Raw genomic sequence first — 26,637 nt, forward strand, 5'->3', positions numbered from 1 at the left:
ACGAGAATCAGCAAAAAGAAAGCCCTTGCGGTTACAAGGGCTTATCTTAGGTTAGGGTTAGGTATATAAAAGATCTTAATCCCATTTAAGTTCGGTATCCACGCTAGCGGCTTTACCCTCAGCACCTACCGCGGCATCCTCCGTTTCGGCTACATGATCAAATTGACTGAAATCAACATTTGGCATGAGTTCATGCTTCACATGATTTACGGTATTGGTCAACGCTTCCAAAAACTTATTAAAATCCTCTTTGTACAAGAAAATCTTATGTTTTTCATAAGTAAATCCGTCTTCCTTAAAACGCTTCTTACTCTCCGTAATGGTCAGATAGTAGTCATTCGAACGGGTTGATTTTACATCGAAGAAATACGTTCTTTTGCCGGCTTTTACTTTTGCGGAGTAAATCTCATCCCTGCCATTTGTCTTGTTGTCTTCCACAATCCTTCAAATTTTAAGTTAGGTTTAAGTTTTGGTCTGTACTAAGTTAGTACTTTGAACAGTTATTGCAAACTAACGATATAATATTTTACGAGCGGGTTACAATAAGCCCTAAAAACACCGTTATTTATCATTTATCGTAAGGTTACGACTAAACTTCCATCGTGCTTTGAAAGCAAATTTTAACGATCTCAACCAAAATACAAGTCTCGAACTACTGGCTCATCAGCTCGTCGAGGGTTTCATCACGGGTTTACACAAATCGCCTTACCACGGTTTTTCTGTTGAGTTTGCGGAACATCGTTTATATAACGAAGGAGAAAGTACGCGTCACATCGACTGGAAAGTATACGCCCGAACAGACCGGCTCTTCACAAAGCGATATGAGGAAGAAACGAATCTCCGATGTTTGATCGCCATCGATACCTCTGCATCGATGTTCTATCCTGCGGAGAGTCGTCAAAAAATTAGGTTTTCAAAATATGCTGCCGCTGCATTGTGTTACCTATTAAATCGTCAACGTGACGCGGTGGGATTATGTCTATTTTCTGACGTCATCCAGAGTATCACGCCTGTTAAGTCATCTCCCACACATCTTAATAAACTACTTCGTACGCTCGATCAAATTGATCAAATTTCACCGAAGCAATCGAAAACGCAGATTGCGAAAGTATTGCACGAAGTCGCTGAAAGTATTCACAAGCGATCTCTTGTGATCATCTTTAGTGACATGTTTGACTCTACTGAAGCAACCGATGATTTATTTAAAGCCCTGCAGCACTTAAAGCACAATAAGCATGAAGTCATTGTCTTTCACGTGATGGACAATAAGACAGAGTTGTTATTTGATTTCCAAGATCGCCCAATGGAATTCATTGACCTGGAAAGTGGCGAGCGCGTAAAGCTTAATCCAGGAGATATCAAGAAGTCGTATCAAATAGAAGCATTAAACTTCCACCGGAGCCTAAAGATGAGATGTAATCAATTTAAGATAGATTTCATTGAAGCCGATGTGAGCACCGACTTCAATGTAATACTTCAAACGTATCTGATAAAACGTGCGAAAATGCGATAGCTAGATTAGGCTTCAACTTCCTGGTGAAGCCAAGCTTTTTTAGCGAGAAGTTCTTCTTTCGTTTCTACCATATCAGGATCTGGTACACAGCAATCCACTGGACAAACCGCAGCACACTGTGGCTCTTCGTGAAACCCTGTACACTCTGTACACTTACCCGCAACGATATAATAAAACTCATTCGATACCGGCGCCTGAGCAACCTTAGCATCTACTGTTGAACCGTCTTCCAATTCTACTGACTCTAACTTTGTTCCCCCGGCCCAATTCCATTCTCTTCCTCCTTCATAAATGGCCGTGTTAGGGCATTCCGGCTCGCATGCAGCGCAGTTGATACATTCGTCCGTAATTATAATTGCCATGCTTTTTTCTAATTTTGGTCCTTTACCAATACAAAAATAAACGAATCATCCGTAAAACGGAGATAGGTTCAGAAAAGTTTAGTGAAGATGAAAGTTGAAGATAGAATTGCCGCATTTGCTTCCTTGGGAACATTCTTAAGTCAATTATCAGAAGAGCAATTTCAAACGATAGCGGAAGGTGCACGGTTGGAAAACCCATGGTTCACCAAAGATAACGTTCGTATGGCATTCCGCGGAATATCATCCATGCTTCGTCATAGTGACCTCAAGAATTGGGTAGCACAGCATCAACTTTCGCCGTCACCGAAGACCATTGCCTTGGTAATGGCTGGCAACATCCCGCTCGTTGGTTTCCACGATTTGCTTGCCGTGTTAATCAGCGGAAATCATGCGCAATTAAAACTCAGCAGTAAGGATTCCTTTTTAACAAGGTTCATCATCAACAAGCTCATTGAATTTGAACCTCGTCTACATCAGCATATCCATATCGCTGAACGTCTTCAAAATTTCGACGCCGTGATCGCGACAGGTAGCGATAATTCATCGCGATACTTTGAACAATACTTTGGCCGATATCAGAACATCATCCGTAAAAACAGAACCTCGCTCGCTATTTTCACTGGCAATGAAACAGAAGATGATTTTGAATCGCTCGGCACAGATATCTTCAGTTACTTTGGATTGGGCTGCAGAAATATTTCTAAACTATTCGTTCCCGCAGGCTATACATTCGACGCTTTCTACCGCAGCATAGAAATCTTTCAAGATATTATCAACCATCATAAGTATGTCAACAACTACGACTATCAAAAGTCGATACTACTAGTGAACCGTGTTCCATTCTTTGACAATGGTTTTTTAATCATTCAAGAAAATGAAAAGACAGTCTCTCCTATTTCTGTCATCTACTTCGAGCAATACCAAAACGAAAATGATCTTAAAAATAAGATCACAAATATCGCCGACAAGACGCAATGTATTGTTGGTCATCATGCGTTGGCAAATGTACCGTTTGGACAAGCGCAATATCCCACATTAACCGACTATGCCGATAACATCGACACACTCGCATTTCTTTCATCACTGCAATAATTCTTAGGACACCTAAACGAAAAAGCTCACCACTTTCGTAGTGAGTTTTTTTTCGTTTAAACTATTTTCTTTTTAAGGCTTCGTTCCGCGCATTACTTCAACCCAACCCATTAACGCAGGACCGTCTGCAGGTTTTAATTGATAATAGTAGATGCCGTCTTCTACGCCATTTGCATCCCAATTGTTCTTATACGAACTCGTCGAGTACACTTGTTTACCCCAGCGATTGGTAATCGTAAGCTTTACACCTTCGTCTGGGAGGTTTCGTACAAAAAACACGTCGTTCGAACCATCACCATTCGGTGTAAAGATATTCGGTATATAAATATCCGTATCCAACGGCACTGTCGTACCTAAGATTTCAATTGAACATCCGATAGAATCTTCAATGAAAATGGTATACACACCCGCTGGAATTCTTTCATATTTTTTCTCGAATCGAAGGTTGCTATTGCGCGTAACTTCTTCTTCTACGGTGAGGTAATCCAAGTCTGACAATGGTTGATCCAACTCCATGCTGATCGTGTACGGTGTTGTTCCGCCTTCAAAATTACCAACTACCAATGTACCGCTTGGAATATCAGGATACGACTCCGTAGTCGAAATCACTTGAGCAGACAATGGATCTGTTGTTACATAGCTTTCTTTTTCAGAGAACACCTCACAAGAGCCTTCCGGTGAGAACTGTTTCAACTGAATATTGTAGCCCTTATTCCCGATCGACAACCAATCATTGTCGCTAAATCTCAAGTGTAATTCAGGATCGTATGTCTGCGGTAATGGTTGATCTGCAACTTCTAATCCTGATTCGAGCTCAGTCACGATAAATGTAATTGGCGCTGTACTTGATCCCGTTACGTTCACAAGTCTAATGGACACTTCATTTTGATCACCGCAATATGGTTCAATCTCAAATGTTAGTGCCTGCACGCCGAATATCGTAAATCCACCTTGGCGTGAAGGACATTCTGAAGCGCTCGTTCTAGCAAACACATAGTATGTACCACTCGGCATGTTCTCAAAAACATAAGGTAAGTCTGTGTCCGGGTTCGACGTCGCGTATGGGAAGTACTCTGTAGGCTCTACAAATGCACTCTTACTCACACCAACTTCATAAGAACCGGCCAAATCAAACTTAACTGTTAACGAACCGCTAAGTCCATTATTCGAACAGCTTGCTTCCGAAGGCGTTACATCGAAACCAACAAAGCCTGGGAATGTCACATCAATTGAGAATGTCTGTTCGCACCCAGCCGCATCGCGTACATGAACATTGTGCGTACCGCCGCTGATGTCATTGAATTCATTTTGATCCTGGAATGCACCATCATCGAGTGCGAACTCGTACGGACCACCTGCGCCGCCAGACACAACAATGTTGAAGATACGACCGTCGTTACCTGCACAAGTTGCGTCATTCTTCTCGTAATCGTTGAGCGTGATCGCTGGATTTGCATTGTTGATCGTAACGCTTACTGTTGCAGGGCACAAATCCGAAGCATCGTCGCGTACAAGAATGTTATAAGTTCCATTTGGTGGAAGATTTGTAATCACATTTCCTGGCACATAATCCAAGAACCATTCTCCATCAACAAAATAATCGTATGGCGCATTTCCACCGGTAACAGTTAACACTGCTTGACCTGTATTTGTACCGAAGCACGTTGCATCGACAAACCCAGATGCTGTTGCTGTGACTGTAGGCTCTAACTGTAAGTCATACGTCAACTCACAAATATTACCAGCAGCATCTTCAACTTTGTATCGATAGGTGTCTGCTTTCAATTCATCGAACATAATTTCGTTCACGGTAATAAGTCCTTGCTTCACTTCGCCGGTGTTGATACCCGTGAGTGTTACAATGTACGGCATAGAGCCACCTTCGATCTCGACAGTGATAATACCGTCCTTTTGATCACCACATGTAGGACGTTTTGTTTTCGGAAGATCTGCTACCTTGAATTTTGTAAATGCAGCGCAATCTAATCCACCGCATCCGGTAGCATTATTGATGATTGTGAACGTACGTGTTGCCGTACATCCAACGCCTGTATCCGTAACGGTTACTGTATATGTTCCAGGCGCAAGTCCCGTAAGTGTGGTCTGATCGGAAGTAAATCCACCAGGGCCAGTCCAAGATATATCAAAAGGTCCAGGTGTACCACCTACGCTAATCGTCAACGCGCCGTTGAACGGTGCCTTACATGATGTATTGTTTGCTTGTGTTACCAACCCAATGGTTGTCCCCGTCGCATTATTCGGAACATTGAACGTAAATGTATTGGAACAGCTGAGGTTTTGGTCTTCCACCGTAAGCTCATAGTCACCGGCTTCAAGTCCCGCAATATCCTCCAAGGACGAAGTAAATCCATTCGGTCCAGTCCATGTATAGTCGAATGGTCCTGCTGTTCCAGAGATGGTTACATCAATTGAACCATTAAATGGCGCCGCGCAAAGTGTGTTTGGTACGATGACCTGCGTAGCACTTAGCGTTGGCGTGCTATTCGGAACGTTGAACGTGAATGTGTTGGTACAGCCAAGATTTTGGTCTTCTACAGTGAGCTCGTAGTCACCGGCTTCGAGTCCTGCAATATCCTCTACCGACGAGGTGAATCCATTTGGCCCTGTCCATGTATAGTCGAATGGTCCTGCAGTTCCGGAAAGGGTTACATCAATCGAACCATTAAATGGCGCGGCACAAACTGTGTTTGGCACAATCACCGGCGTAGCACTTACGATCGGCTTGTTATCCGGTACGTTCACTGTATAAGTATCTGAACATCCCAAGATGTCATCCGTAATGGTGATGTTGTAATCGCCAGGTTCAACGCCTGTGATATTTGGCGTCGTTCTCGTAAATCCGTTTGGTCCCGTCCAAAGGAATGAATGTGTTCCCGGCGTACCCGTAATGGAAATAATATCGATGCCTCCGTTGAAAGGTGCAACGCAATTTGTATTCGGGAATACCTGTGTCGTAATGGTAATTGTTGGGGTGAGATCTGGCACGGTGATCGTCGCTGTTCCTTCGCAGCCAAGGACTTGATCTTTTGCCGTTACCGTATAATCACCCGACTCTAAATCTTGGATACCAGGACCCGTTCCGGTGAAACCGTTAGGCCCGGTCCATTCATAATCAAAAGGACCACCTGTGCCCGATGCGGTCACCAACACGGCACCATCAAAAGGCGGCTGGCATTGTGTATTTCCAATCAGGATGTCTGTGGTAAAGGTTATTACCGGAGCGTTGTTTGGAACGGTGAATGTTTGCGTTCCTGAACATCCTGAAGGTTGGTTCGTCGCTGTAACGGTGTAGTCACCTGGTTCAAGATCCGTAATGACGGCGCCTGTACCTGCAAATCCATTTGGTCCTGACCAAGTGAAATCGAAAGTCCCTGCAGGGCCAGCTGCAGAAACATCAAGCGCACCATTGAATGGAGCCACACAATTTGTATTTGGTGTAATGCTGTTTGCTGTGATCGTAATTGTCGGTCTGTTATTTCCGACATTGACAGTCAGCGTTTGGCTACATCCAAGTATTTGATCTGTCACCGTCACCGTGTAATCACCATCTTCCAACTGCGTAGGGTCTTCAACTGTAGATGCAAAACCATTTGGTCCACTCCATGAGAAATCAAATGGCCCTACTGTTCCTGATACCGTGATATCAATCGCACCATCAAAGGGGGCCTGACATACAGTATTCGGTGTAGATGAATCTTCCGTAATTGTAATTGTAGGTGTTGCATCACCTACTGTCAATGTATAGACATCAGAACATCCAATTGTTAGATCTGTGATGGTCACTTCATAATCGCCTGATTCCAATGCGGTGATTGCAGCGCCTGCACCAACGAATCCGTTAGGTCCAGTCCACGCAAATGAATATGGTCCTGGTGTTCCACCTCCCGTAACCGTGATAGCGCCATTAAATGGTGCCTGGCAACTTGAATTGTCTACGATCACCTGCGACGCAAGTGCTACCACTGGCGTGTTGTCGATTACCGTAAACGTTGCTGTCGCTGTACAACCAAGGTTAAGATCCGTAACTTCCACGGTGTATACACCATCTTGAATATTGGCAATGTCTTCTGTTGTTGCACTAAACCCGTTAGGGCCACTCCATTCAAAGCTGTATGCACCTGAACCACCTGTCGCAGTGATCAAGAGAACGCCATCAAACGGAGCAACGCAAGTCGTATTTGGACTATTGACATCTTCTGCTATTGAAATCGTTGGAGCTGTTCCTCCAACATTGAATGTCTGAGTGAACGTACATCCCGATGTCAATTCGGTAACAGTAACCTCATACGCACCCGATTCGAGGGCCGTTATATTTTTATTATTAGAGACAAATCCATTAGGTCCTGTCCATGAATATGCGTAGGCTCCTACAGCCGGTGTTGTGCTTAAAATAATGGCTCCATTAAATGGCGCAACACACTTACTATTATCGGTAACGACACCAGAGATAGTGACTGTCGGCGTCGTCAATCCAACGGTTACAGTCGCAGTAGCAGTACAACCTGTTCCGGTGTCTGTCACATTCACGGTGTAATCTCCATTTTGTAGCGCAGTCAAATCCTCAGCCGTCGACGAGAATCCGTTCGGGCCACTCCACAAGAAATTGTAAGGTCCTGGGGTACCGCCTAGCGTGATGTCAATGGTTCCTGTGAACGGTGCTACGCATTTTGTATTATCTGTTGATGTAGAAGCGATTGTTACACCAGCTGCATTTAAGCCGACTGCGAAAGTTGCTGTTGCTTCACAGCCTGTACCGCTATCAGTAACGGTAACCTCATAACTACCATTCTGAAGTGCTGTTAGATCTTCGCTTGTTGAAACGAATCCGTTTGGTCCAGTCCAGCTATAGCTTAGAACGCCTACCCCACCTGTTACCGTTATGTCAATTGTTCCGGTAAATGGTGCAAGACAGCTTGTGTTATCCGTTGTGGTTCCGGCAATCGTTGGAGGTGTAGGTGCGCCGACATTAATGTTTGCGCTTACTACTGCAGGACATCCACCCGCGTCATCCGCAGAAATAGTGTATGTTCCGGCGGCCAGTCCAGTGAAATTACCCGTTGTGTTAGATGTTCCACCTGGTATGATCGTATACGTGATCGCGCCCGTTCCGCCTGTTGCCGTTATTTGAATACTTCCGTCAGACAATCCTGCACATGATGCATCTGTAATTGTCGGCGTACCGAATGTAATCACTGCAGGCGCTGTCACATCGATGTTTGCCGAAATGACCGCCGTACAACCACCGGCATCGTCTGCAGAGATTGTATATGTCCCCGCCGCAAGTCCTGTAAAGTCACCTGTTGTATTGGATGTGCCGCCCGGAGAGATCGTATACGTGATCGCACCTGATCCACCTGTTGCTGTGATTTGAATTCTTCCGTTGTTAACACCCGCACAGTCTGCGTTCGTTACTGTAGGTGTTCCAAATGTAATCGCCGCTGGTGCTGCAATTATAATGTTTGCACTTACTACAGCAGCACAAGCACCTGCATCATCTGCAGATACAGTATACGTTCCTGCTGCAAGTCCTGGGAACACGCCCGTCGTATTAGTCGTTCCACCCGGGCTAAGGGTATAGGTGATCGTTCCCGTACCGCCCGTTGCTGTAATTTGAATTTGGCCAGTGCTATTTCCAGCGCAATCTGCATCCGTAACTACCGGTGTACCAAACGTAAGTCCAGTTGGTGCGTTCACATTAATATTCGCACTTACAACAGCAGCACAGCTTCCGGCATCGTCTGCCGAAATCGTATACGTTCCAGCTGTCAGACCTGTGAAAGTTCCTGTGGTATTTGAAGTACCGCCTGGGCTGATCGTATAGGTGATCGTACCTGTTCCGCCAGTGGCCGTGATCTGAATGCTTCCATCATTACCACCTGCACAACCAGCATCAGTAACTGTTGGTGTACCGAAAGTAATCGCCGCCGGCGCTGTTACGTTGATATTGGCGCTTACGACAGCAGGACATCCACCAGCATCATTTGCTGATACTGTATATGTACCTGCAGCTAATCCTGTGAAGTCACCCGTTGTATTGGTCGCGCCACCTGGGCTAAGCACATAGGTAATTATGCCTGTGCCACCCGTCGCTGTGATTTGAATTCGTCCATTGGTTGCTCCTGCGCAATCGGCATTGGTTACTGTCGGCGTGCCGAATGTAATACCACCTGGCGCAGTCACATTAATGTTTGCACTGACAACAGCAGGACATCCACCAGCATCATTTGCTGAGATTGTGTATGTTCCCGCTACGAGTCCTGTGAATGTTCCTGTTGTATTCGAAGTTCCGCCTGGGGAAATGGTGTAGGTAATCACGCCAGTTCCACCTGTTGCTGTAATTTGAATTTCTCCCGTCGCATTTCCCGCGCAGTCCGCATTGACAACCGTTGGTGTTCCAAAAGTTATTCCGGCAGGTGCTGTTATGTTGATGTTGCTGCTCACGATTGGCGCACATCCACCAGCGTCGTCAGCCGAAATTGTGTATGTTCCTGCAGCAAGTCCAGTGAACACGCCTGTTGTGTTTGAAGTACCGCCTGGTGAAATCGTATACGTAATTACACCTGTACCACCTGTTGCTGCAATTTGAATTTGTCCGTTAGCATTGCCAGCGCAATCCGCATTGGTAACCGTCGGTGTACCAAATGTAAGTGCGCTTGGCTGGGTGATATTGATATTGCTACTCACGACAGATGCACATCCGCCTGCGTCATCTGCGGTGATCGTATAAGTACCAGCCACGAGGCCTGTGAAGAGACCAGTCGTATTTGACGTTCCTCCAGGGGAGATCGTGTAAGTGATTACGCCTGTACCACCGGTAGCTGTGATTTGAATTTGCCCTGTTGTTGCGCCCGCGCAATCTGCATTCGTTACTGTTGGCGCACCGAAAGTAATCGCTGCTGGTGCTGTTACGTTAATATTGCTACTCACTACCGCAGGACAACCACCCGCATCGTTCGCCGATACCGTGTAAGTTCCCGCTGCGAGGCCAGTAAAGTCACCCGTTGTATTGGTTGCACCACCTGGACTTAGCACATAGGTAATTACACCCGTTCCGCCAGTGGCTGTAATTTGAATTCTTCCATCATTGATACCTGTACATGAGGTATTCGTTACCGCCGGCGTTCCAAATGTAATCGCCGCAGGCGCTGTAATGTTGATGTTGCTGCTCACCACAGCAGGACAACCACCCGCATCATTTGCCGAAATTGTGTAGGTACCTGCAACGAGGCCGGTAAACGTTCCTGTAGTGTTCGATGTTCCGCCTGGTGATATCGTATAGGTGATTACACCCGTACCACCTGTTGCAGTGATTTGAATTTGCCCATTCGCATTGCCTGCGCAATCAGCATTGGTCACTGTTGGTGTTCCGAATGTGATCGCCGCTGGTGCCGTGATGTTAATATTGCTACTTACTACTGCAGGGCAACCACCGGCATCATTTGCTGATATTGTGTAAGTACCGGCAGCGAGCCCTGTGAAATCGCCTGTCGTATTTGTGATACCACCTGGGCTCAGTACATAAGTGATAACACCCGTACCGCCCGTTGCTGTGATCTGGATTCTACCATTGTTGATGCCGGCACAATCTGCGTTTGTCACAGTCGGTGTTCCGAAAGTGATGGCGGCAGGTGCAGTGATATTGATATTCGCGCTTACCACGGCAGCACAGCCACCAGCATCATCTGCTGAAATTGTATAGGTGCCTGGTGCGAGTCCCGTGAATGTTCCTGTCGTATTTGACGTACCACCAGGAGAAATAGTGTAGGTGATTACACCTGTACCACCAGTGGCCGTGATTTGAATTTGTCCGTTATTTATGCCTGTGCAACCGGCGTTCGTTACCGTTGGTGTTCCAAAGGTAAGGGTCGCTGGCGCCGTAACGTTAATGTTTGCACTCACGACGGCAGGACATCCGCCAGCGTCATTCGCCGTTACCGCATAGGTGCCCGCCGCAAGTCCCGTAAAATCACCCGTGGTGTTTGTTGCTCCACCTGGACTTAACACATACGTAATTACGCCTGTGCCGCCCGTTGCTGTGATTTGGATTCTTCCGTCATTGATACCAGTACAAGATGTATTTGTCACTGTTGGTGCACCAAATGTGATTGCTGCTGGTGCCGTGATGTTAATATTACTGCTTACCACTGCAGGGCAACCTCCTGCATCATTTGCAGAGATTGTATAAGTACCCGCACCAAGACCTGTGAAGAGTCCTGACGTGTTTGACGTTCCGCCTGGTGAAATCGTATAGGTGATAACACCTGTTCCACCCGATGCAGTGATTTGAATTTGTCCATTATTAACGCCTGCGCAATCCGCATTCGTAACTGTAGGTGTACCAAAGGTGATGGCCACAGGCGCGGTGATGTTGATATTGCTACTCACAACAGCAGGACATCCACCGGCATCATTTGCTGATACTGTGTAAGTACCCGCTGCGAGGCCTGTGAAATCACCCGTAGTGTTTGTTGTTCCTCCTGGGCTCAACACATACGTGATCACACCCGTACCACCTGAAGCTGTAATTTGAATTCTTCCGTTATTCACACCAGCACAATCCGCATTCGTTACGGTTGGCGTACCGAACGTAATCGCTGGCGGTGCTGTGATGTTGATATTTGCACTTACTGTGGGAGGGCAACCACCAGCATCGTCTGCCGTGATTGTGTAAGTACCAGCAGCAAGACCTGTGAATGTACCGGTCGTGTTCGATGTACCGCCAGGTGCAATCGTATAGGTAATGACACCTGTACCACCTGTCGCTGTGATTTGAATCTGACCGTTGTTTATTCCTGTACAGCCTGCGTTCGTTACCGTTGGCGTTCCAAAAGTAAGTGACGCTGGTTGCGTTAACGTGATGTTCGCTGTTGTAACAGGTCCGCATCCATTCGCATCCGTTACCGATACGGTGTATACACCAGCGGCAAGACCTGTGTAGTTTCCGGTACCATTAACAACGGCTCCAGGATTCAACGTATATACTAAAGCACCTGTACCGCCTGAAGCATCGACGTTGATTGCACCATCAGAAGCTCCTGTACAAGTCAAGTTTGTAGACGCAACGTTGTCAATGGTAATAACAAGGGGCTGTGTTACCGTTTGGTTATTTAATGTGGCTGTACAACCGGCAGCATCGGTAACCGTAACACTATACGTACCGGCCGCGATCGGATTAAGATCTTGCGTTGTCGCGCCATTGCTCCATAAATATGTATATGGCGGAATTCCGCCGCTGACCGTAAGATCTACGGCACCAGTAGCCGCACCGTTACAAGTAGCGTTGGTGATCACCGCGTTGAGAACTAAGGCGGGTGAATACGTGACGGTGATGTTATCACTCGTTCCAGAACAGAGTCCACCAGTATCGGTAATCGTCCAGGTTATAACATTGGCGCCGACGTTGAGGTTATTGGCCGTTGCATTAGGATCATTTGCGCTCGGCGAGAAGGTAACACCGGCAGGACCAGTCCATGTACCAATCTCCCCTACCCCTGGGCTATTTCCACCAAGTATAAAGCTATTTGTACCGCATGTACGTCCAGTAGGCGCACCTGCGTCAGCTTGTGTTGAAATGGCAACGTTCACCAATTGACTCACTTGGCAACCATTAGCATCTGTAACGGTTACGGTATACGCACCCGCATCGAGGTTGGTTCTATCTTCATTCGTAGAGCCATCTGTCCATAAATAAGTATAGGGACCAACGCCCCCTGCTGCTGTAATATTAATTCCGCCATCGCCTGCTCCTGGTGTCGGATCACAATCCGGATCGACGCCATCCACTGTCACGGTCAACTGTGAAGGCTCGATGATATTGAAGCCCGTTGGCGTTTCCGAAATTTGAAGTGGTGGTAAGCATCCTGTTTTAAATACGACTACCTGGAATGAAGAAGAGTAAACATCTTCATAGCGCACTTTTCTAAAGTTTCCGTTTCCATCAGGATCGTTGATCTCAGTCACGGCAAGCGTAACGAATGCCCCTGCGATGTTATCGTATAATTCAAAATTCATTGGCGCTGCGCCATTCCCCAATTCAACAGTGATTGTACCGTCATTCGCGCCAAAACACGAGATATCCGTGTGGGTTCTGGTAATCACCGCTGCAGCCGTAGGACATTGTCCATAGGATGCCGTTACAAAACCGAGCAGGAAAATTCCTACTAAGATGTAATGATTGAGATTAAAAAATATCCGGTTCATTGAGCAGTAATTAATCTTCTATAGTTCTCCGACTTTAATTCCTTCGATTCCGCCAACGCTAATACCTTTCGAACACCCTTCGAAGGTGATCAGAACGGTATACCGGGAGGATTTGACATTTCTAAACAGCGACGGATTAGATGAGAGTACGACTGTTTTTTCTTGAATTACCTTTCCGCTATAGAGATCATACAGTTTGACCTGAGCTTGTGAGATCGAGCGGGATGACTTTAAACTGATTTCAAAACTTCCCTTCGATATCTCTTTCACCTCGAAATCAACTTTGGTTTTGCATAGATCTTGCGATAACGCAGGTGTTGCGCTGGCCGCAAGAAAAAGCAGCAGGGGGTAAATAAATTTCATTTCGAAAAAATTTCTCTTTACTAAATATTGTTCAAAAAATTATTGTAACCCGATTGATTGATAAAAGATTAGGATTACAACAGTGCGCTTAAAAAAGTCAACTATAAAAAAATTAGAAACTCTAAAAAATAAACTTCCTTGTGTGTGTACTATTTATATCAAAAAGTTAAAATCTGCGCTGAAGAATTTCACTCATCACAACGGCCTTTTTCATGCCTTCCGGATCGCTGAGCTCGCTCAAATACTCCTTAACTAAGTCTCGCTGAGGTGCCTGCTCAAACTCCTTAAACTTACCGTATCGCACAACAGTGTCTTCGACTTTCATAGTTTCTTCTAACGAAGGCCTGTTAAAGGCTTGCCGTTTCGCCTCTTCATACACGTCGTAGATCTTGTCTTTCTTCCGGTAATCATACCCTGTATCTTCAAGATCTTGCGCCTCCTCGCCAAGGTTGTCATCGTAGTCAACGACAGCCTCCTGATAAGGTCTGGTCGTTGTTTGAACTGTTGTTTGCACAGGAGTCGCCGTCTTAGACTCACTGATTTCCCGAAGCAATTCCTCGAAAGTCAGTGATTTTCCGGGTGTCGCAGTCGGTTTTGCTGAAGGCAAATCGAACTTTCTAGCTGGCTTTTCCGGCTGATAATTGGGGATATCTTGCTGCTCTGGCTCCTTCTTTTTCAGAAGTCTTGAGAGCAAATAAATCGCGCCAATAATGAGGTAAATCCAGAATTTCAGTTCCATTAAACTCCTTCAGGTTTAACAAATATAGGAAATATTGGCAAAAAGCAATAAGGGGCGGCAAATGGCGTTTGGGCCACATGAATGTGGTGGGGAATTTTAGGAGTAAGAAGTAAGAAGTAAGAAGTCAGGAGTAAGAAGTCAGAAGTCAGGAGTCAGGAGTCAGAAGTCAGAAGTTGTCGATCCCTGAAATTGGTTGACCGTTTTATACTAATCTATCCATCTGGCAACATGAACTTTACGGACGGGGCTGACGGCACGCCCCCATCAGACTTTTAAATCGTCGGCTCGGGCTTCACGTGTTGTCACCAGACACCTTCAACATCCAGCTAAATGAAACTAACCATGTACACAACGTTGAACAGAAAGCCCATCGCCGACATCACTTTATAATGAATTCATAATCTAGAGATGTCCGGGTGACAAGACCGTAGAGTCGGTCGCCGGTGCAAGAGAATATATCCGTCGCTACGATTCACCATGTATTTTACAAGTGCTAGCATTTTCAAAATCTCTTAGGATTTCATCATAAAGGTTAGTATTCAGGTGAGGTATCAAAATCCGACCAGCGTTTGACTCCGAGAAGATTGTCAGTATTTGCTCGTCAGGTTTATCAGCCATAAAGCTTAATCTGATGATGTGCATCTCATTTAACTTTAATAAAAGTCATCCACCGTTTCCCACACGCGGATGGTCCATTGTCATTATCCCGCGCTCATTCCATGGTGACCATGGTAAATCAAGATTGGTAAACTCATTGACATCAACTTCATCGGGCGTCACAAACCAAAAAGATTCACCTTTAAAAAAAATGACTTTGCACCTCCCTTACGCATGAATAACAGTGTAACATACCCTTCTTCAATATGGCGTACGCCTATTCGCGTTATTTCAAATTTCATAGTTGTTCAATGAGATCGTCCTAAACTAGCATTCCAACCTCAAATTAACATCATATGTTCCCTTTAACCTGCCTATGCCCACCGATGAAGCCGTATAGTAGCCGGCTTTGGCTATACCCTATACGTACAGCATCAGTACAACGTGAGTACAGGATGAGTACAGGATAAGTATAAGATCATGCAAGCTTCGCGGCAGGAACATGCCCAACCGATGGTCGGTAACAGGACTGTGATTTGCAGGCGTATTGCACTTACAATTTATTTACCAAGGTGCATTATGCCGGAAAAAGACACAAAATGAGCTCTTTTTTTCCTTTTCGTTTTATTTTGAATTGCTACATCCAGAATCTTATCTTTGCCGACTTCGCTGTATTATAACAGGCGCTCAGGAACGACTTCTCGATCTTTTAAGCTTTTTATAATCAGACTTTTAACTTTTATAATCATCACTGCATGCAATTAGCGAAACTGGAGGTAAAAGGCTTCAAGAGCTTTGCCGACAAAATTGTGATCAACTTCGACGAGGGGATCACGGGTATTGTCGGTCCGAACGGCTGTGGCAAATCAAACGTTGTCGATTCTATCCGCTGGGTATTGGGAGAGCAAAAAACAAGTGCGCTCCGCTCAGAAAAAATGGAAAACGTCATTTTTAACGGAACGAGTCAACGCAGTCCACAGCAAATGGCTGAGGTTTCGCTCACGATCAATAACACGAAGAACATTCTGCCAACGGAGTATTCTCAGATTACCATCACACGTCGTCTGTACCGTACCGGTGAAAGTGAATATCTATTGAATGGCGTTACCTGTCGTTTGAAAGACATCACCAATTTGTTCCTCGATACTGGGGTTGCATCTAATACTTATGCGATCATCGAGTTGGGTATGGTGGATGACCTCCTGAATGATAAGGACAATTCCCGTCGCGCACTTTTCGAAGAGGCTGCAGGTATTTCAAAGTTCAAGAAGCGTAAGAAAGAAACGCTAAAGAAATTAGAAGATACAGATACCGACTTAGAGCGTGTGGAAGATTTACTCTTCGAGATCGAAAAGAACATGAAGAGTCTCGAAAAGCAAGCTAAGCAAACCGAGAACTATTATCGTATCAAGGAAGATTACAAAGCGAAAAGCGTTTCTCTCGCGAAGATTGTTGTAAACAAGCAGAAAGACCGGTTTAACGTTATTACTCAGCAGATCCAAGAAGAGAACGACCGCAAGCTCGGTATGGCCGCAGAAATTGCAGAGAAAGAAGCTGCCATTGAAAAAGCGAAAGCCGAACTCATCCTTAAAGAAAAAACATTAAGCTCACGCCAGAAAGCGATCAACGAATTCGTATCGAAGATCCGTCAGTACGAGAGCGAGAAGCAAATCAAGAATGAGCGTCTCAAGTATTTGAATGATCGCGCCAATGGACTTCGCGATCAAATCGATCAAGACAAAAAAAGTAATGAGCGTGCGCGCTTCAGTATTCAGAGTCTCGAAACTGAAAAAGTGACGGCAGAAGGTATCCTTGCTGAAATCACACAGAAGCTTGAGCACCTGAAGAAAGAATACGAAGATCAGAAACGCATCACGTCAGAATTGCAAACGCAGTCTGATTCCTTGCGTAAAGTTCAACGCGACCGTCAGGAAGAAAGTTTTCAGATCAACAAAGCCGTTGAGATCCGCGAGATTCAAGTTTCATCTTTTAAACAAGAATTGGAGAAGACGGCTTCCGATTCTACACAGCAAAGCGCGAGCTTGTTGGAGTTCGAGAACAAACTTGGTATCCTCCAAGAAGAACTCAACGAGAAAAATGCGCACAACGATCAACTTAAGAAGGAAGAAGAGGAAGTAAAAGAACGTATCGGCGCGATGGAAAAAACCATCGACATGATCCGTGAAGAGATGCAAGTAACGGGACGAAAACTCGACGCCCGCCAAAACGAATACAACCTTACCAAGTCGTTGGTTGAGAACCTGGAAGGGTTCCCCGAAGCCATCAAGTTCCTCAAGAAGAAGGTTGCTAAAAACGCTCCCCTACTATCCGACATCCTTACGACTTCAGAAGAGTATCGTGTATCGATCGAGAACTATCTCGAACCTTACTTGAACTATTATATTGTCGAACACGAGTCTGAAGCATATGAGGCGATCAACATCCTCAGCGATGCCGCGAAGGGGAAAGCTCACTTCTTCATTCTTGATGCATTCGATAAATTTGAGTCGACGCCAGGAAGAATTTACAACAACGCATTCCCTGCGACTGAAATCATTGAGTACGATCCTAAGTATCGCAAACTCATGGCATACATTCTTGATAAGGTGTACATCTTTGACGGCGATGTGAAGAACATTCCGGCTACAGATGAAAATACTTTCATCACGAAAAACGGAAAACTCACGAAGCGTAAGTTCAGTGTTTCAGGTGGATCCGTTGGTCTGTTCGAAGGAAAGAAAATCGGCCGCGCGAAGAATATGGAGAAGTTGGAAAAGGAGATCAAAGATCTTACTACCAAACTCGACGACACGCGTCACAGTCTCCTCGAAAAACAAGCAGACCTGGAAAAACTTCGCAACAACAAGCTCCGTCAGCAGATTGACGAAGTACAAAATGCGATCCGTCAGGTAAATGAAGAATTCGTTTCTGTTCGTACTAAGCGTGAGCAGTTTTCGGAGATGCTGAACAGCGCCGATCTGCGTCGCGAGGATATCTTGGAAAAGATCGACACGCTTTTAACAGAACTTGACGACCTTAAGCCCAAAGCACAACAAGCATCGCACGACTTGTTGGAGCAAGAAGAAAGACTCGGTACGATCACGCAAGATTTAAGCAACAACAACGAAGTACTTACACAAAAGTCTGCTGCCTTCAATGAGCAGAACATTTTCTTCCACCAGCAAGATAACCGTGTAAAGAGCATTGAGCAGGAGATTCGCTTCAAACAGGAATCGATGGATCAAAGCAGCCAGCGAATTGAAGTGAACGTTGACGATCTTCGCAAGAATGAAGAGGAAGTAAAACGCATCGTCGAAAATACGGAAACGAATGACGATGAACTTCTCGGCATGTACGAAGAGAAGGAAGGTATGGAGAAAGGCTTGAGCGAAGCGGAGAAAGAGTACTACGAATCACGTGGCAATATCGACCAGGTTGAAAAACAGCTTCGTGAGATTCAAAACAATCGCCAGAGCATCGACACGCTGCTCATGGAATTGCAAAACAATTTGAATGAAAGCAAAATTCAGCTCAACTCTGTAAAAGAAAGACTTTCAGTCGAATTCAATATTGATCTCGATGCTGTGATCAGTCAATCAGCTCCTGAAGAAGCCGAAACATTGGCGGGTCTTGATGAAGATAAGATTCGTACCGATGTGCAGAAGATCCGCGACCGTCTCGACAACATGGGCCCTATCAACCCAATGGCGATGGAGGCCTATACGGAGATTAAAGAGCGCAATGACTTCATCTTAAAACAGAAAGAAGATCTTTTAAAGGCAAAGGAGTCATTGATGAGTACGATCGGTGAAATCGAAGTTGTAGCCAGCGCTACCTTCATGGAGTCGTTCAATAAGATCAAAGATCACTTCATCCGTGTATTCCGCTCGTTGTTTACCGAGGACGACCAGTGCGATTTAAGACTTGTCGATCCTAACAATCCACTCGAATCAGATATCGACATCATTGCGAAACCAAAAGGTAAACGTCCATTGACGATTAACCAGCTTTCAGGGGGAGAGAAAACACTTACGGCTACTGCCCTACTCTTCTCAATGTACCTGTTGAAGCCAGCACCGTTTTGTATTTTCGATGAGGTTGACGCACCATTGGATGATGCCAACATCGACAAGTTCAACAACATCATTCGTACATTCAGCAAAGATTCACAATTCGTAATCGTTACGCACAACAAGCGCACGATGAGCTCTACAGATGTGATCTATGGTATCACCATGGTGGAGAAGGGCGTATCACGCGTAGTGCCTGTAGATTTGAGGGAACTCGCTTAATTAAAAGTTTAAAGTTTAAAGTTTAAAGTAAAAAAAAGAAGAGTGCTTATCGCACTCTTCTTTTTTTGTCCTCACACGTCGTGGTCTTTTAGATTTCAATATCAATACACGTCTATCATACTTAAGCTTTCTGCTTTCTGCTTTGCGCTATTACTGCACGACTAGCTTAGTCACAATTGTTTCTCCGTTAAAAGATACTTTGACAATGTGAAGGCCGGGTTGCAGTTCGGCGCGTGGAATGTTTTGAAAATACTTTCCTGGCGATGCGTGTTTCTCTTCGATCTGGGTCACTGTTCTTCCAGTAGCATCAAGTAACAAAATTTGCATTTGACCTGGCACCTTGGTGGTATAGTCAAACTTGACTTCAGACGAGATTGGATTCTTACCGTAGTTGAAAACGAAATTAAAAGGTACCGGTTGATCTGTGGATGTAATGACCGGTGTATTCGCATCGATCCAGCTCATGCGATCTTCAATCCACCCTTTGAGGTAGTTGATTTCTTGTTCAAATGTAGCGCCCACAAAATCATTAGGCCAGATATGTCTTCCAAGAACAGGCCATGCTTTGAAATTGCGTCCGGCAGATTCAGCATTCAATACCCCGTAGATCGAATCAATGTCTTGGTGGATTGCACTGGTGCTAAGGACGCCCTCACGAAGGTTTGCCCAACGACGTGCAAATTGTCTTTCAAACGAAGGATCCTCCATGAGGCGGCGCCACCAAAAAGGTATGAAGTTACCATCATTCGGGCAGTCTTGATTAAAACGATCGTACATCCAACCTTGAAGACTAGAGCCTGCGCAATAATTTGCGTTTCCGAATGCGAGGTTAAAATCCCACAGCGGCCCCATCACGAGTTTTCCGCCATCAGAATCCTTTTGTTTGTGAAAGAACGTGCTCAAGCGATAGCCGTCTACATTGCGCGAGATCTCCTGGATGATCATAAAATCAATAAATGAATTGATATCAATATACTTTGCATATCCATTCACCGGATCTGTGAAATACTTCCCGGCCAGCGCATCCTCGAACTTCGCGATATGATTTTGGATGTAGTTTTTTTGTTGAGCACTAGCTTCACTCCACTTTGGATACTCTAACTGAAATCGTATCGGCGTTTGATTCGTCGTTCCATGTGGGCGATGCTCGGAATACCATTCGCCACCACTGTCACCTGTAGTCTTATCGATCTTCACAATATATCCGCCGGTAAGGTCATCGCCTGTATTTTCATCGGGATTCAGCTTGGCAATGTCCACTCGGTTTTTGTCGCGCTTAATTTTTTCGATTAGCACATAGATTCCTTGATAAACGTAGTGCGGTGTATTCGAATCGTCTATTACTTTCATTACTACTTCGCAGTATCGCGTGCGCGGCGCATATCGTCCAAGATCGCGACCGAGCTTGTAAGCAAGAACGTCACGCATCAAAGCTTTATCGTTGTAAGGCGCAAATAGAACCCAATCGGCTTCCGCTGGCATACCTAGCAATGGCGCTGTGATGTCTTCGCCTGCGCTATTTCTGAGCTCTACTTTGTATTGTTTTTTTGGAAACATCTGCGACGAGGAACCACGAATCTCGATGGCAATCTTTCCATTGTAGTTGTTAAACACGTGTGCTGTGTCATTTCTCATTCCCACACCATTGTAAACCACACCCATGTCGGCCGTGATTTCATACCAATCGACGATCTGTTGACCATGCGGATCGATTAAGATTAAAGGTAGATCTGTGTTTTTAAAGGGGACGTTAACGAAGTCCTGTGCTGACGCTATCTTGTTAAAGACCAACAGAAGGATTAGGATAAGGGGACGATAAAATCTCATCAATGGAGCTGGTTAAAAGATTGCCTATTATTGGAATCAGCGACAAATCACCCCAAAACGGTTAAGCTGGCGGCGTTTGATCAGAAACCAAGCTTCGAAAATAATGAAAACAGCGCGATTTTTGCCGAAAACGTCTCCACTTGTTGAATGACGTTCAACAGGATGCGTCATTTTTTTTAGTGGAATCAAATTCAATGTAAATATTAGCCTGAAAAATCTACCTTTGCACCCGGTTTACACAGGCTGCTTCTTTTTAATCTATGTCATCTTCTGCCAAATACATTTTTGTAACCGGGGGCGTTACTTCATCACTTGGAAAAGGAATTATCGCCGCATCGCTGGCCCAACTGCTACAAGCGCGTGGTTTTAAAGTCACCATCCAAAAGTTTGATCCGTACATCAACATCGATCCAGGCACCCTGAATCCTTACGAACACGGCGAGTGTTATGTAACGGACGACGGCGCCGAAACCGATCTGGATCTGGGTCATTATGAGCGTTTTCTGAACGTTCGCACCTCGCAGGCCAACAACATTACGACCGGCAGAATTTACAATAACGTTATCACAAAAGAGCGGAAAGGTGAATACCTGGGCAAGACCGTTCAAGTGATTCCGCACATCACCGATGAAATTAAGCGTAACATCTATTTGCTAGGCGAAAGCGGAGAGTACGATTTCATTATTACCGAGATCGGAGGCTGCGTGGGGGATATTGAATCACTACCCTTCATCGAGGCAGTGCGTCAGGTGAAATGGGACCTCGGACCTAACAGTTCGATCGTAATTCACTTGACATTAGTGCCTTACCTCAATGCTGCAAAGGAATTGAAGACAAAACCAACACAGCATTCTGTAAAGGAATTGTTGGAGGCCGGAATTCAGCCAGACATCTTGGTTTGTCGTGCAGAAATGCCGATTCCTGTAGAAATCAGAAAAAAGTTGGCCCTTTTCTGCAATGTTCACCTCAATTCTGTAATTGAAGCCATGGATGCGGAGACTATTTATGACGTTCCGATCCTGATGCGTAAAGAGAAGCTCGATGAGCGCGTTTTATCAAAACTGAAGGTAATCTCTAAAGAAGAGCCTAACCTCGATCAATGGAAATCATTCCTTGGAAAACTGAAGAACCCAGTGAATGAAGTCAATATCGGTATCGTCGGAAAATATGTTTCGTTACCCGATGCGTACAAATCCATTGCAGAGGCATTTGTTCATGCGGGTGCACAAAACGATTGCAAAGTGAAGTTGAAGTGGATCTCTTCGGAGGAAATTTCAAAAGAGTCAGTAGAGACAGTATTAAAAGGACTTGACGGCGTGTTAGTCGCGCCAGGATTTGGTGAACGCGGGCTAGAAGGAAAGATTGAAGCGATTCGTTTCGTTCGCGAACGTAAGGTTCCATTCTTCGGGATTTGCTTAGGTATGCAATGCTCGGTAGTCGAATTCTCACGTCACGTGTTAGGCTTGGAAGCAAGCTCTACGGAGTTGAATCCTAAAACAAAGAACCCTGTGATCGACATGATGGAGGAGCAAAAGAAAATCACTATGAAAGGTGGTACGATGCGCCTCGGATCTTTCGCTTGCAAACTGAAGAAAGGAAGTCGTGCTCATGCGGCTTACGGTGAAACGATGATTCAAGAACGTCACCGCCATCGCTATGAGTTTAACAATAAATATCTCGAACAAATTGAAGAAGCTGGTCTGAAAGCGACGGGTATCAATCCTGACTCAGGTTTGGTTGAAGTCGTAGAATTGAAAGATCACCCTTGGTTCGTTGGCGTTCAATATCACCCGGAATTAAAGAGCACCGTGCTTACTCCGCATCCGCTCTTTGTGAAGTTTATTGAAGCCGCTATCGAGCAAAAGAAATCACTGAATAAATAAATTACTGGAATTCGATGGATAGAAATTCTGCCATAGGCCTAAGTTTAATTGCTGTTTTACTTTTCGTATACTTTTTCTGGTTCAGCAATCAACCGCAGCAACCTGCGCAAAAGCCAGCCACAACAGAGCAGGCACCTAGTGCTGCTGCAGCGCCTGCCGAAACAAAACCTGCCGTTCCTGATAGTGCTACGTTAGCATCATTCGGCAACATCGGTTCGCTGATGACTGGAAATGAAAGCATCACGACGATTGAAACGGAAGATCTAAAACTTGCCTTTAGTTCTCACGGTGGTAAGATCGTGGAAGCTGAATTGAAGAAGTTCAAGACTTATCACAAGCAACCTTTGAAGCTCATTACACCAACGAATAATGAATTCAAACTTGTTACGACGTATCAAGGTAAAGAGGTTGATCTTTACAATCTTTACTATCAGCCAACGCAAGCAAAAGAAGGTGACACGACTGTCGTTACATTCACTGCCGCGTTGAGCGATGGATCGAAGATCGCGCATGTTTACAAGATCCCTGCAAAAGGACATGAAGTCGGTTATAAACTCGACGCTGCTTCATTGGCTAAAAACCTTTCGGGTGACAACCTGAATTTCCAGTGGAAGAACACCATGCTTCCTGTGGAGAAAGACATGAAGCTAACGCGTTCGAACACCACGGTTACTTACTATCAAAACGAAGATGGCTTCGACCAGCTTAGTGAGAGTTCAACAGAAACGGAGAACGAGGTGCTGTCACAACCTACACAGTGGATAGGTATTAAAGAGAAATTTTTCTTATCGTCTATTATTGCTAAGAATGCACCGTTCGTTTCAGGTGAAGTTCAGACGTCATTAAATCCGAACGACACGTCAGTTGTTAAGAATGCATTGGTAAAACTGAGCATTCCACGCAAGGAAGTGGAAGCTGGTAAAGCGGATTTCAAATTCTATCTCGGCCCGAATGACTATCAAGTTATCGGCGGTGTTGCTGAAGACTTTAGTAAGAACGTGTTTTTGGGATGGAGACCAGTGTATTGGATCAACAAATGGGTCATCTTCCCTGTGTTCCATTTCCTCACACAGTTTATTTCAAACTATGGTGTGATCATCATCATTCTGGTATTGTTGCTGAAGCTTGTACTTCTCCCCTTGTCGTACAAGTCATATCTCAGCATGGCTAAGATGAAAGTACTCAAGCCAGAACTTGACGAGATCAAAGAGCGTGTTGGAGACGACATGGCTAAAGTTCAGCAAGAACAGATGAAGCTCTACCAGACCGTGGGCGTGAATCCGATCAGCGGATGCGTTCCCGTGTTATTGCAAATGCCATTGATCTTCGCGATGTTCTTCTTATTCCCGAACAGTATCGAACTCCGTGGCCAGTCTTTGTTGTGGGCCGAAGACTTATCGACTTACGATTCGTTGATTCGTCTCCCGGCATCTATTCCGTTCCTTGACGGCCACATCAGTTTGTTCACGGTGATCATGACGATCTCCACGCTGATCTATACCTGGCAGAACAATCAAGTGTCGTCCGTGACGGGCCCGATGAAGTCGATGTCGTATATCATGCCCGTTGTATTCTTCTTCGTATTGAACTCCTTCCCTGCCGGTTTAACGTTCTACTATTTCGTATCGAACATGGTGACGTTCGCGCAACAAGCGATCATCAAGCGTTTTGTTGACGAGGATAAGATCAAAGCGATCATGGAAGAGAATCGAAAGAAGAGTCTTTCAGGCGAAGGTCCGAAGAAGTCGAAGTTCATGGCGAAGTTAGAAGGTGCTATGAAAGCGAGTGAGGAAGCGCGTAAGAAAGCAGAAGAAGAGCGCAGAAAACGTAAAGGATAACACTGTGCACATAATGTGGGGCGATTGTGGATAACTGTTTCACGATGTTCCACGCCTGGATAACTTTTCCCATATATTTGTGGCCCGGTCATACCAACCGGGCCTCATTTTTTAAACTTCATTCAAGGATCGGATGGGAAAAATTATCGCAATTGCAAATCAAAAAGGTGGTGTCGGTAAGACTACATCGGCCATTAACTTGGCAGCTAGTTTAGCAGTGCTTGAGAAGCGAACCTTGCTGGTGGATGCAGATCCACAGGCGAACTCCACTTCAGGTCTCGGGTTGAATCCGAAAGACATCACGCAAGGCATTTATGAATGCATGGTCGACGGCGTTAATCCAAAAGATGCGCTGGTGAAGAACGATCTTAAATACCTTGATGTCCTACCGTCGCACATTGACCTTGTAGGTGCTGAAGTCGAGATGGTTAGCATCGAGCGTCGTGAAGAAAAAATGCGTGATGCATTAGGTCGCGTACGTGATGAATACGACTTTATCATCATCGACTGCTCTCCTTCTCTAGGTTTGATCACCATTAACGCGCTCACCGCTGCCGACTCAGTGATTATCCCTGTACAATGTGAATACTTCGCATTGGAAGGACTTGGCAAACTCTTGAATACCATCAAGATTATTCAGACAAGATTAAATCCCAAACTTGAAATTGAAGGCATACTTCTGACGTTATATGATTCCAGGACCAGTCTTGGCAATCAAGTTGTGGAAGAGGTAAGAACGCATTTTCAAAAGATGACATTCAAAACGATCATTCCACGTAACGTGAAGCTTAGTGAGTCGCCAAGTTTTGGACTTCCAGCGATTGTTCACGATGCAGAGAGTAAAGGCGCTATCAGCTATTTGAATTTGGCGCACGAAGTGTTAGACAAAAATGGATTATCGAAATGAGCAAGAAAAAAGCCCTCGGTCGCGGACTCAGTGCATTGCTGAGCGATAGCGATACAGAAGAAAAATTAGAAGTAGATAATATCCCGGTAGGTCCAACGGTAGTTGCCGCAGAGCAGCAGCCCACGACACCCACCTCGCCTGCCAACGGAATTTCTGAAATTCAGATTGAGCATATTGAGGTAAACCCATTTCAGCCACGCAGTCACTTCGATGAAGATGCGTTGTTAGAATTGGCGGAATCAATTCGCGTGCACGGCATCATTCAACCGATCACAGTAAGACGTCTCGCGCACAATCAATATCAGTTAATTTCGGGTGAGCGTCGCTTTCAAGCGTCGAAGCTCGCAGGCTTAACAAGTATTCCGGCATACATCCGCTCTGCTGATGACCAGCAAATGCTGGAGATGGCCCTGATCGAAAACATTCAGCGTGAAAACCTGAATGCGATAGAAATTGCGCTAAGCTATCAGCGCTTGTTGTCAGAGTGTAATCTTAAGCAAGACGAACTCGGTGAACGCGTTGGTAAAAACAGAACCACGGTAACCAATTACCTACGCCTTCTTAAGCTTCCACCAGATATTCAAATAGCCGTTCGCGACAACAAGCTGTCGATGGGACAAGCACGTGCCATTATCAGCGTTGAGAATCCAGAGCAGCAACTCTACATCTTCAAGAAGACCTTGTCGGAAGACTTGTCGGTGCGTAAAGTAGAAGAGCTTGTTCGTGAGATTTCTGCGGAGAAGGCTACAACAAAAGTGGAAACGACCACAGCGTCGAATCCAGCGTCGCGCGAAATTTCTCAGTTACAATCACGCCTTTCGTCACACTTTGGTACTCGTATTGTAGTGAAAAGTGATGGTAAGCGAGGTGAGATTAAAATTCCATTCTTGTCGGTAGAAGACCTCAATCGAATCTTAGACATCCTGAAGGTACAAGGAGGATAAGCAGGTTGGATATTGAACGGGATGCGCCTATCTTGCCGAACTGAGAAACAAACAGTACG

General features: G+C 45.2%; 13 protein-coding genes. 7 read left to right on the plus strand and 6 right to left on the minus strand.

From position 1 onward, the window contains the following. Positions 1 to 75: 75 nt before the first annotated feature. Complete coding sequence (locus DQQ10_RS18390; RefSeq protein ID WP_112748358.1) at positions 76 to 438, minus strand: DUF3276 family protein; 363 nt, start codon at positions 436 to 438, stop codon at positions 76 to 78. 169 nt (positions 439 to 607) lie between these two features. Between DQQ10_RS18390 and DQQ10_RS18395 the strand changes: the two genes are divergently transcribed. Further along, positions 608 to 1,513, plus strand: a complete 906-nt coding sequence (locus DQQ10_RS18395) for a DUF58 domain-containing protein (protein ID WP_112748359.1) — start codon at positions 608 to 610, stop codon at positions 1,511 to 1,513. Positions 1,514 to 1,518: 5 nt separating this feature from the next. Here DQQ10_RS18395 and DQQ10_RS18400 read toward each other — a convergent pair whose 3' ends face one another. Next, positions 1,519 to 1,875: a 4Fe-4S binding protein gene (locus DQQ10_RS18400; protein WP_112748360.1), complete on the minus strand. Its 357-nt coding sequence runs from the start codon at positions 1,873 to 1,875 to the stop codon at positions 1,519 to 1,521. A gap of 87 nt (positions 1,876 to 1,962) precedes the next feature. Between DQQ10_RS18400 and DQQ10_RS18405 the strand changes: the two genes are divergently transcribed. Next, complete coding sequence (locus DQQ10_RS18405) at positions 1,963 to 2,967, plus strand: acyl-CoA reductase (RefSeq protein WP_112748361.1); 1,005 nt, start codon at positions 1,963 to 1,965, stop codon at positions 2,965 to 2,967. Between the two features lie 72 nt (positions 2,968 to 3,039). Here DQQ10_RS18405 and DQQ10_RS18410 read toward each other — a convergent pair whose 3' ends face one another. The 3 genes from DQQ10_RS18410 to DQQ10_RS18420 form a co-directional block, all read right to left on the minus strand. Beyond that, positions 3,040 to 13,188 (minus strand): T9SS type B sorting domain-containing protein, encoded by a 10,149-nt coding sequence (locus DQQ10_RS18410; protein ID WP_112748362.1) that lies wholly within the window; start codon positions 13,186 to 13,188, stop codon positions 3,040 to 3,042. An 18-nt stretch (positions 13,189 to 13,206) separates the two neighbouring features. Continuing rightward, positions 13,207 to 13,551: a hypothetical protein gene (locus DQQ10_RS18415; RefSeq protein ID WP_112748363.1), complete on the minus strand. Its 345-nt coding sequence runs from the start codon at positions 13,549 to 13,551 to the stop codon at positions 13,207 to 13,209. A gap of 166 nt (positions 13,552 to 13,717) precedes the next feature. Beyond that, complete coding sequence (locus DQQ10_RS18420; RefSeq protein WP_112748364.1) at positions 13,718 to 14,290, minus strand: hypothetical protein; 573 nt, start codon at positions 14,288 to 14,290, stop codon at positions 13,718 to 13,720. A 1,352-nt stretch (positions 14,291 to 15,642) separates the two neighbouring features. On the opposite strand from DQQ10_RS18420, the gene smc reads away from it, so the two are divergent. After that, entirely contained in the window at positions 15,643 to 19,179 is a 3,537-nt protein-coding gene (gene smc, locus DQQ10_RS18425; RefSeq protein WP_112748365.1) for a chromosome segregation protein SMC, read from the plus strand. Between the two features lie 150 nt (positions 19,180 to 19,329). Here the strand turns inward: smc and DQQ10_RS18430 are convergent, their stop codons facing one another. Continuing rightward, positions 19,330 to 21,006, minus strand: a complete 1,677-nt coding sequence (locus tag DQQ10_RS18430) for a CotH kinase family protein (RefSeq protein WP_112748366.1) — start codon at positions 21,004 to 21,006, stop codon at positions 19,330 to 19,332. Positions 21,007 to 21,266: 260 nt separating this feature from the next. On the opposite strand from DQQ10_RS18430, the gene DQQ10_RS18435 reads away from it, so the two are divergent. From DQQ10_RS18435 to DQQ10_RS18450, 4 genes are all read left to right on the plus strand, one after another. Next, entirely contained in the window at positions 21,267 to 22,889 is a 1,623-nt protein-coding gene (locus DQQ10_RS18435; protein WP_112748367.1) for a CTP synthase, read from the plus strand. A gap of 14 nt (positions 22,890 to 22,903) precedes the next feature. Beyond that, on the plus strand, positions 22,904 to 24,727 hold the full coding sequence (gene yidC, locus DQQ10_RS18440) for a membrane protein insertase YidC (protein WP_112748368.1): 1,824 nt from the start codon (positions 22,904 to 22,906) through the stop codon (positions 24,725 to 24,727). 133 nt (positions 24,728 to 24,860) lie between these two features. Beyond that, positions 24,861 to 25,634, plus strand: a complete 774-nt coding sequence (locus DQQ10_RS18445) for a ParA family protein (RefSeq protein ID WP_112748369.1) — start codon at positions 24,861 to 24,863, stop codon at positions 25,632 to 25,634. Further along, positions 25,631 to 26,578, plus strand: coding sequence for a ParB/RepB/Spo0J family partition protein (locus DQQ10_RS18450; protein WP_112748370.1), 948 nt, complete (start codon positions 25,631 to 25,633; stop codon positions 26,576 to 26,578). The genes DQQ10_RS18445 and DQQ10_RS18450 overlap by 4 nt, the downstream gene beginning before the upstream one ends. Positions 26,579 to 26,637 lie beyond the last annotated feature (59 nt).

Source organism: Pseudochryseolinea flava (genome assembly GCF_003286915.1).
GTDB lineage: Bacteria > Bacteroidota > Bacteroidia > Cytophagales > Cyclobacteriaceae > Ohtaekwangia > Ohtaekwangia flava.

What these genes read in the sequence shown, in the direction of transcription:
- DQQ10_RS18400 (WP_112748360.1), bottom strand. Translation starts at nt 1,875, where the DNA reads ATGGCAATTATAATTACGGACGAATGTATCAACTGCGCTGCATGCGAG.
- DQQ10_RS18405 (WP_112748361.1), top strand. Translation starts at nt 1,963, where the DNA reads ATGAAAGTTGAAGATAGAATTGCCGCATTTGCTTCCTTGGGAACATTC.
- DQQ10_RS18410 (WP_112748362.1), bottom strand. Translation starts at nt 13,188, where the DNA reads ATGAACCGGATATTTTTTAATCTCAATCATTACATCTTAGTAGGAATT.
- DQQ10_RS18415 (WP_112748363.1), bottom strand. Translation starts at nt 13,551, where the DNA reads ATGAAATTTATTTACCCCCTGCTGCTTTTTCTTGCGGCCAGCGCAACA.
- DQQ10_RS18420 (WP_112748364.1), bottom strand. Translation starts at nt 14,290, where the DNA reads ATGGAACTGAAATTCTGGATTTACCTCATTATTGGCGCGATTTATTTG.
- smc (WP_112748365.1), top strand. Translation starts at nt 15,643, where the DNA reads ATGCAATTAGCGAAACTGGAGGTAAAAGGCTTCAAGAGCTTTGCCGAC.
- DQQ10_RS18430 (WP_112748366.1), bottom strand. Translation starts at nt 21,006, where the DNA reads ATGAGATTTTATCGTCCCCTTATCCTAATCCTTCTGTTGGTCTTTAAC.
- DQQ10_RS18435 (WP_112748367.1), top strand. Translation starts at nt 21,267, where the DNA reads ATGTCATCTTCTGCCAAATACATTTTTGTAACCGGGGGCGTTACTTCA.
- yidC (WP_112748368.1), top strand. Translation starts at nt 22,904, where the DNA reads ATGGATAGAAATTCTGCCATAGGCCTAAGTTTAATTGCTGTTTTACTT.
- DQQ10_RS18445 (WP_112748369.1), top strand. Translation starts at nt 24,861, where the DNA reads ATGGGAAAAATTATCGCAATTGCAAATCAAAAAGGTGGTGTCGGTAAG.
- DQQ10_RS18450 (WP_112748370.1), top strand. Translation starts at nt 25,631, where the DNA reads ATGAGCAAGAAAAAAGCCCTCGGTCGCGGACTCAGTGCATTGCTGAGC.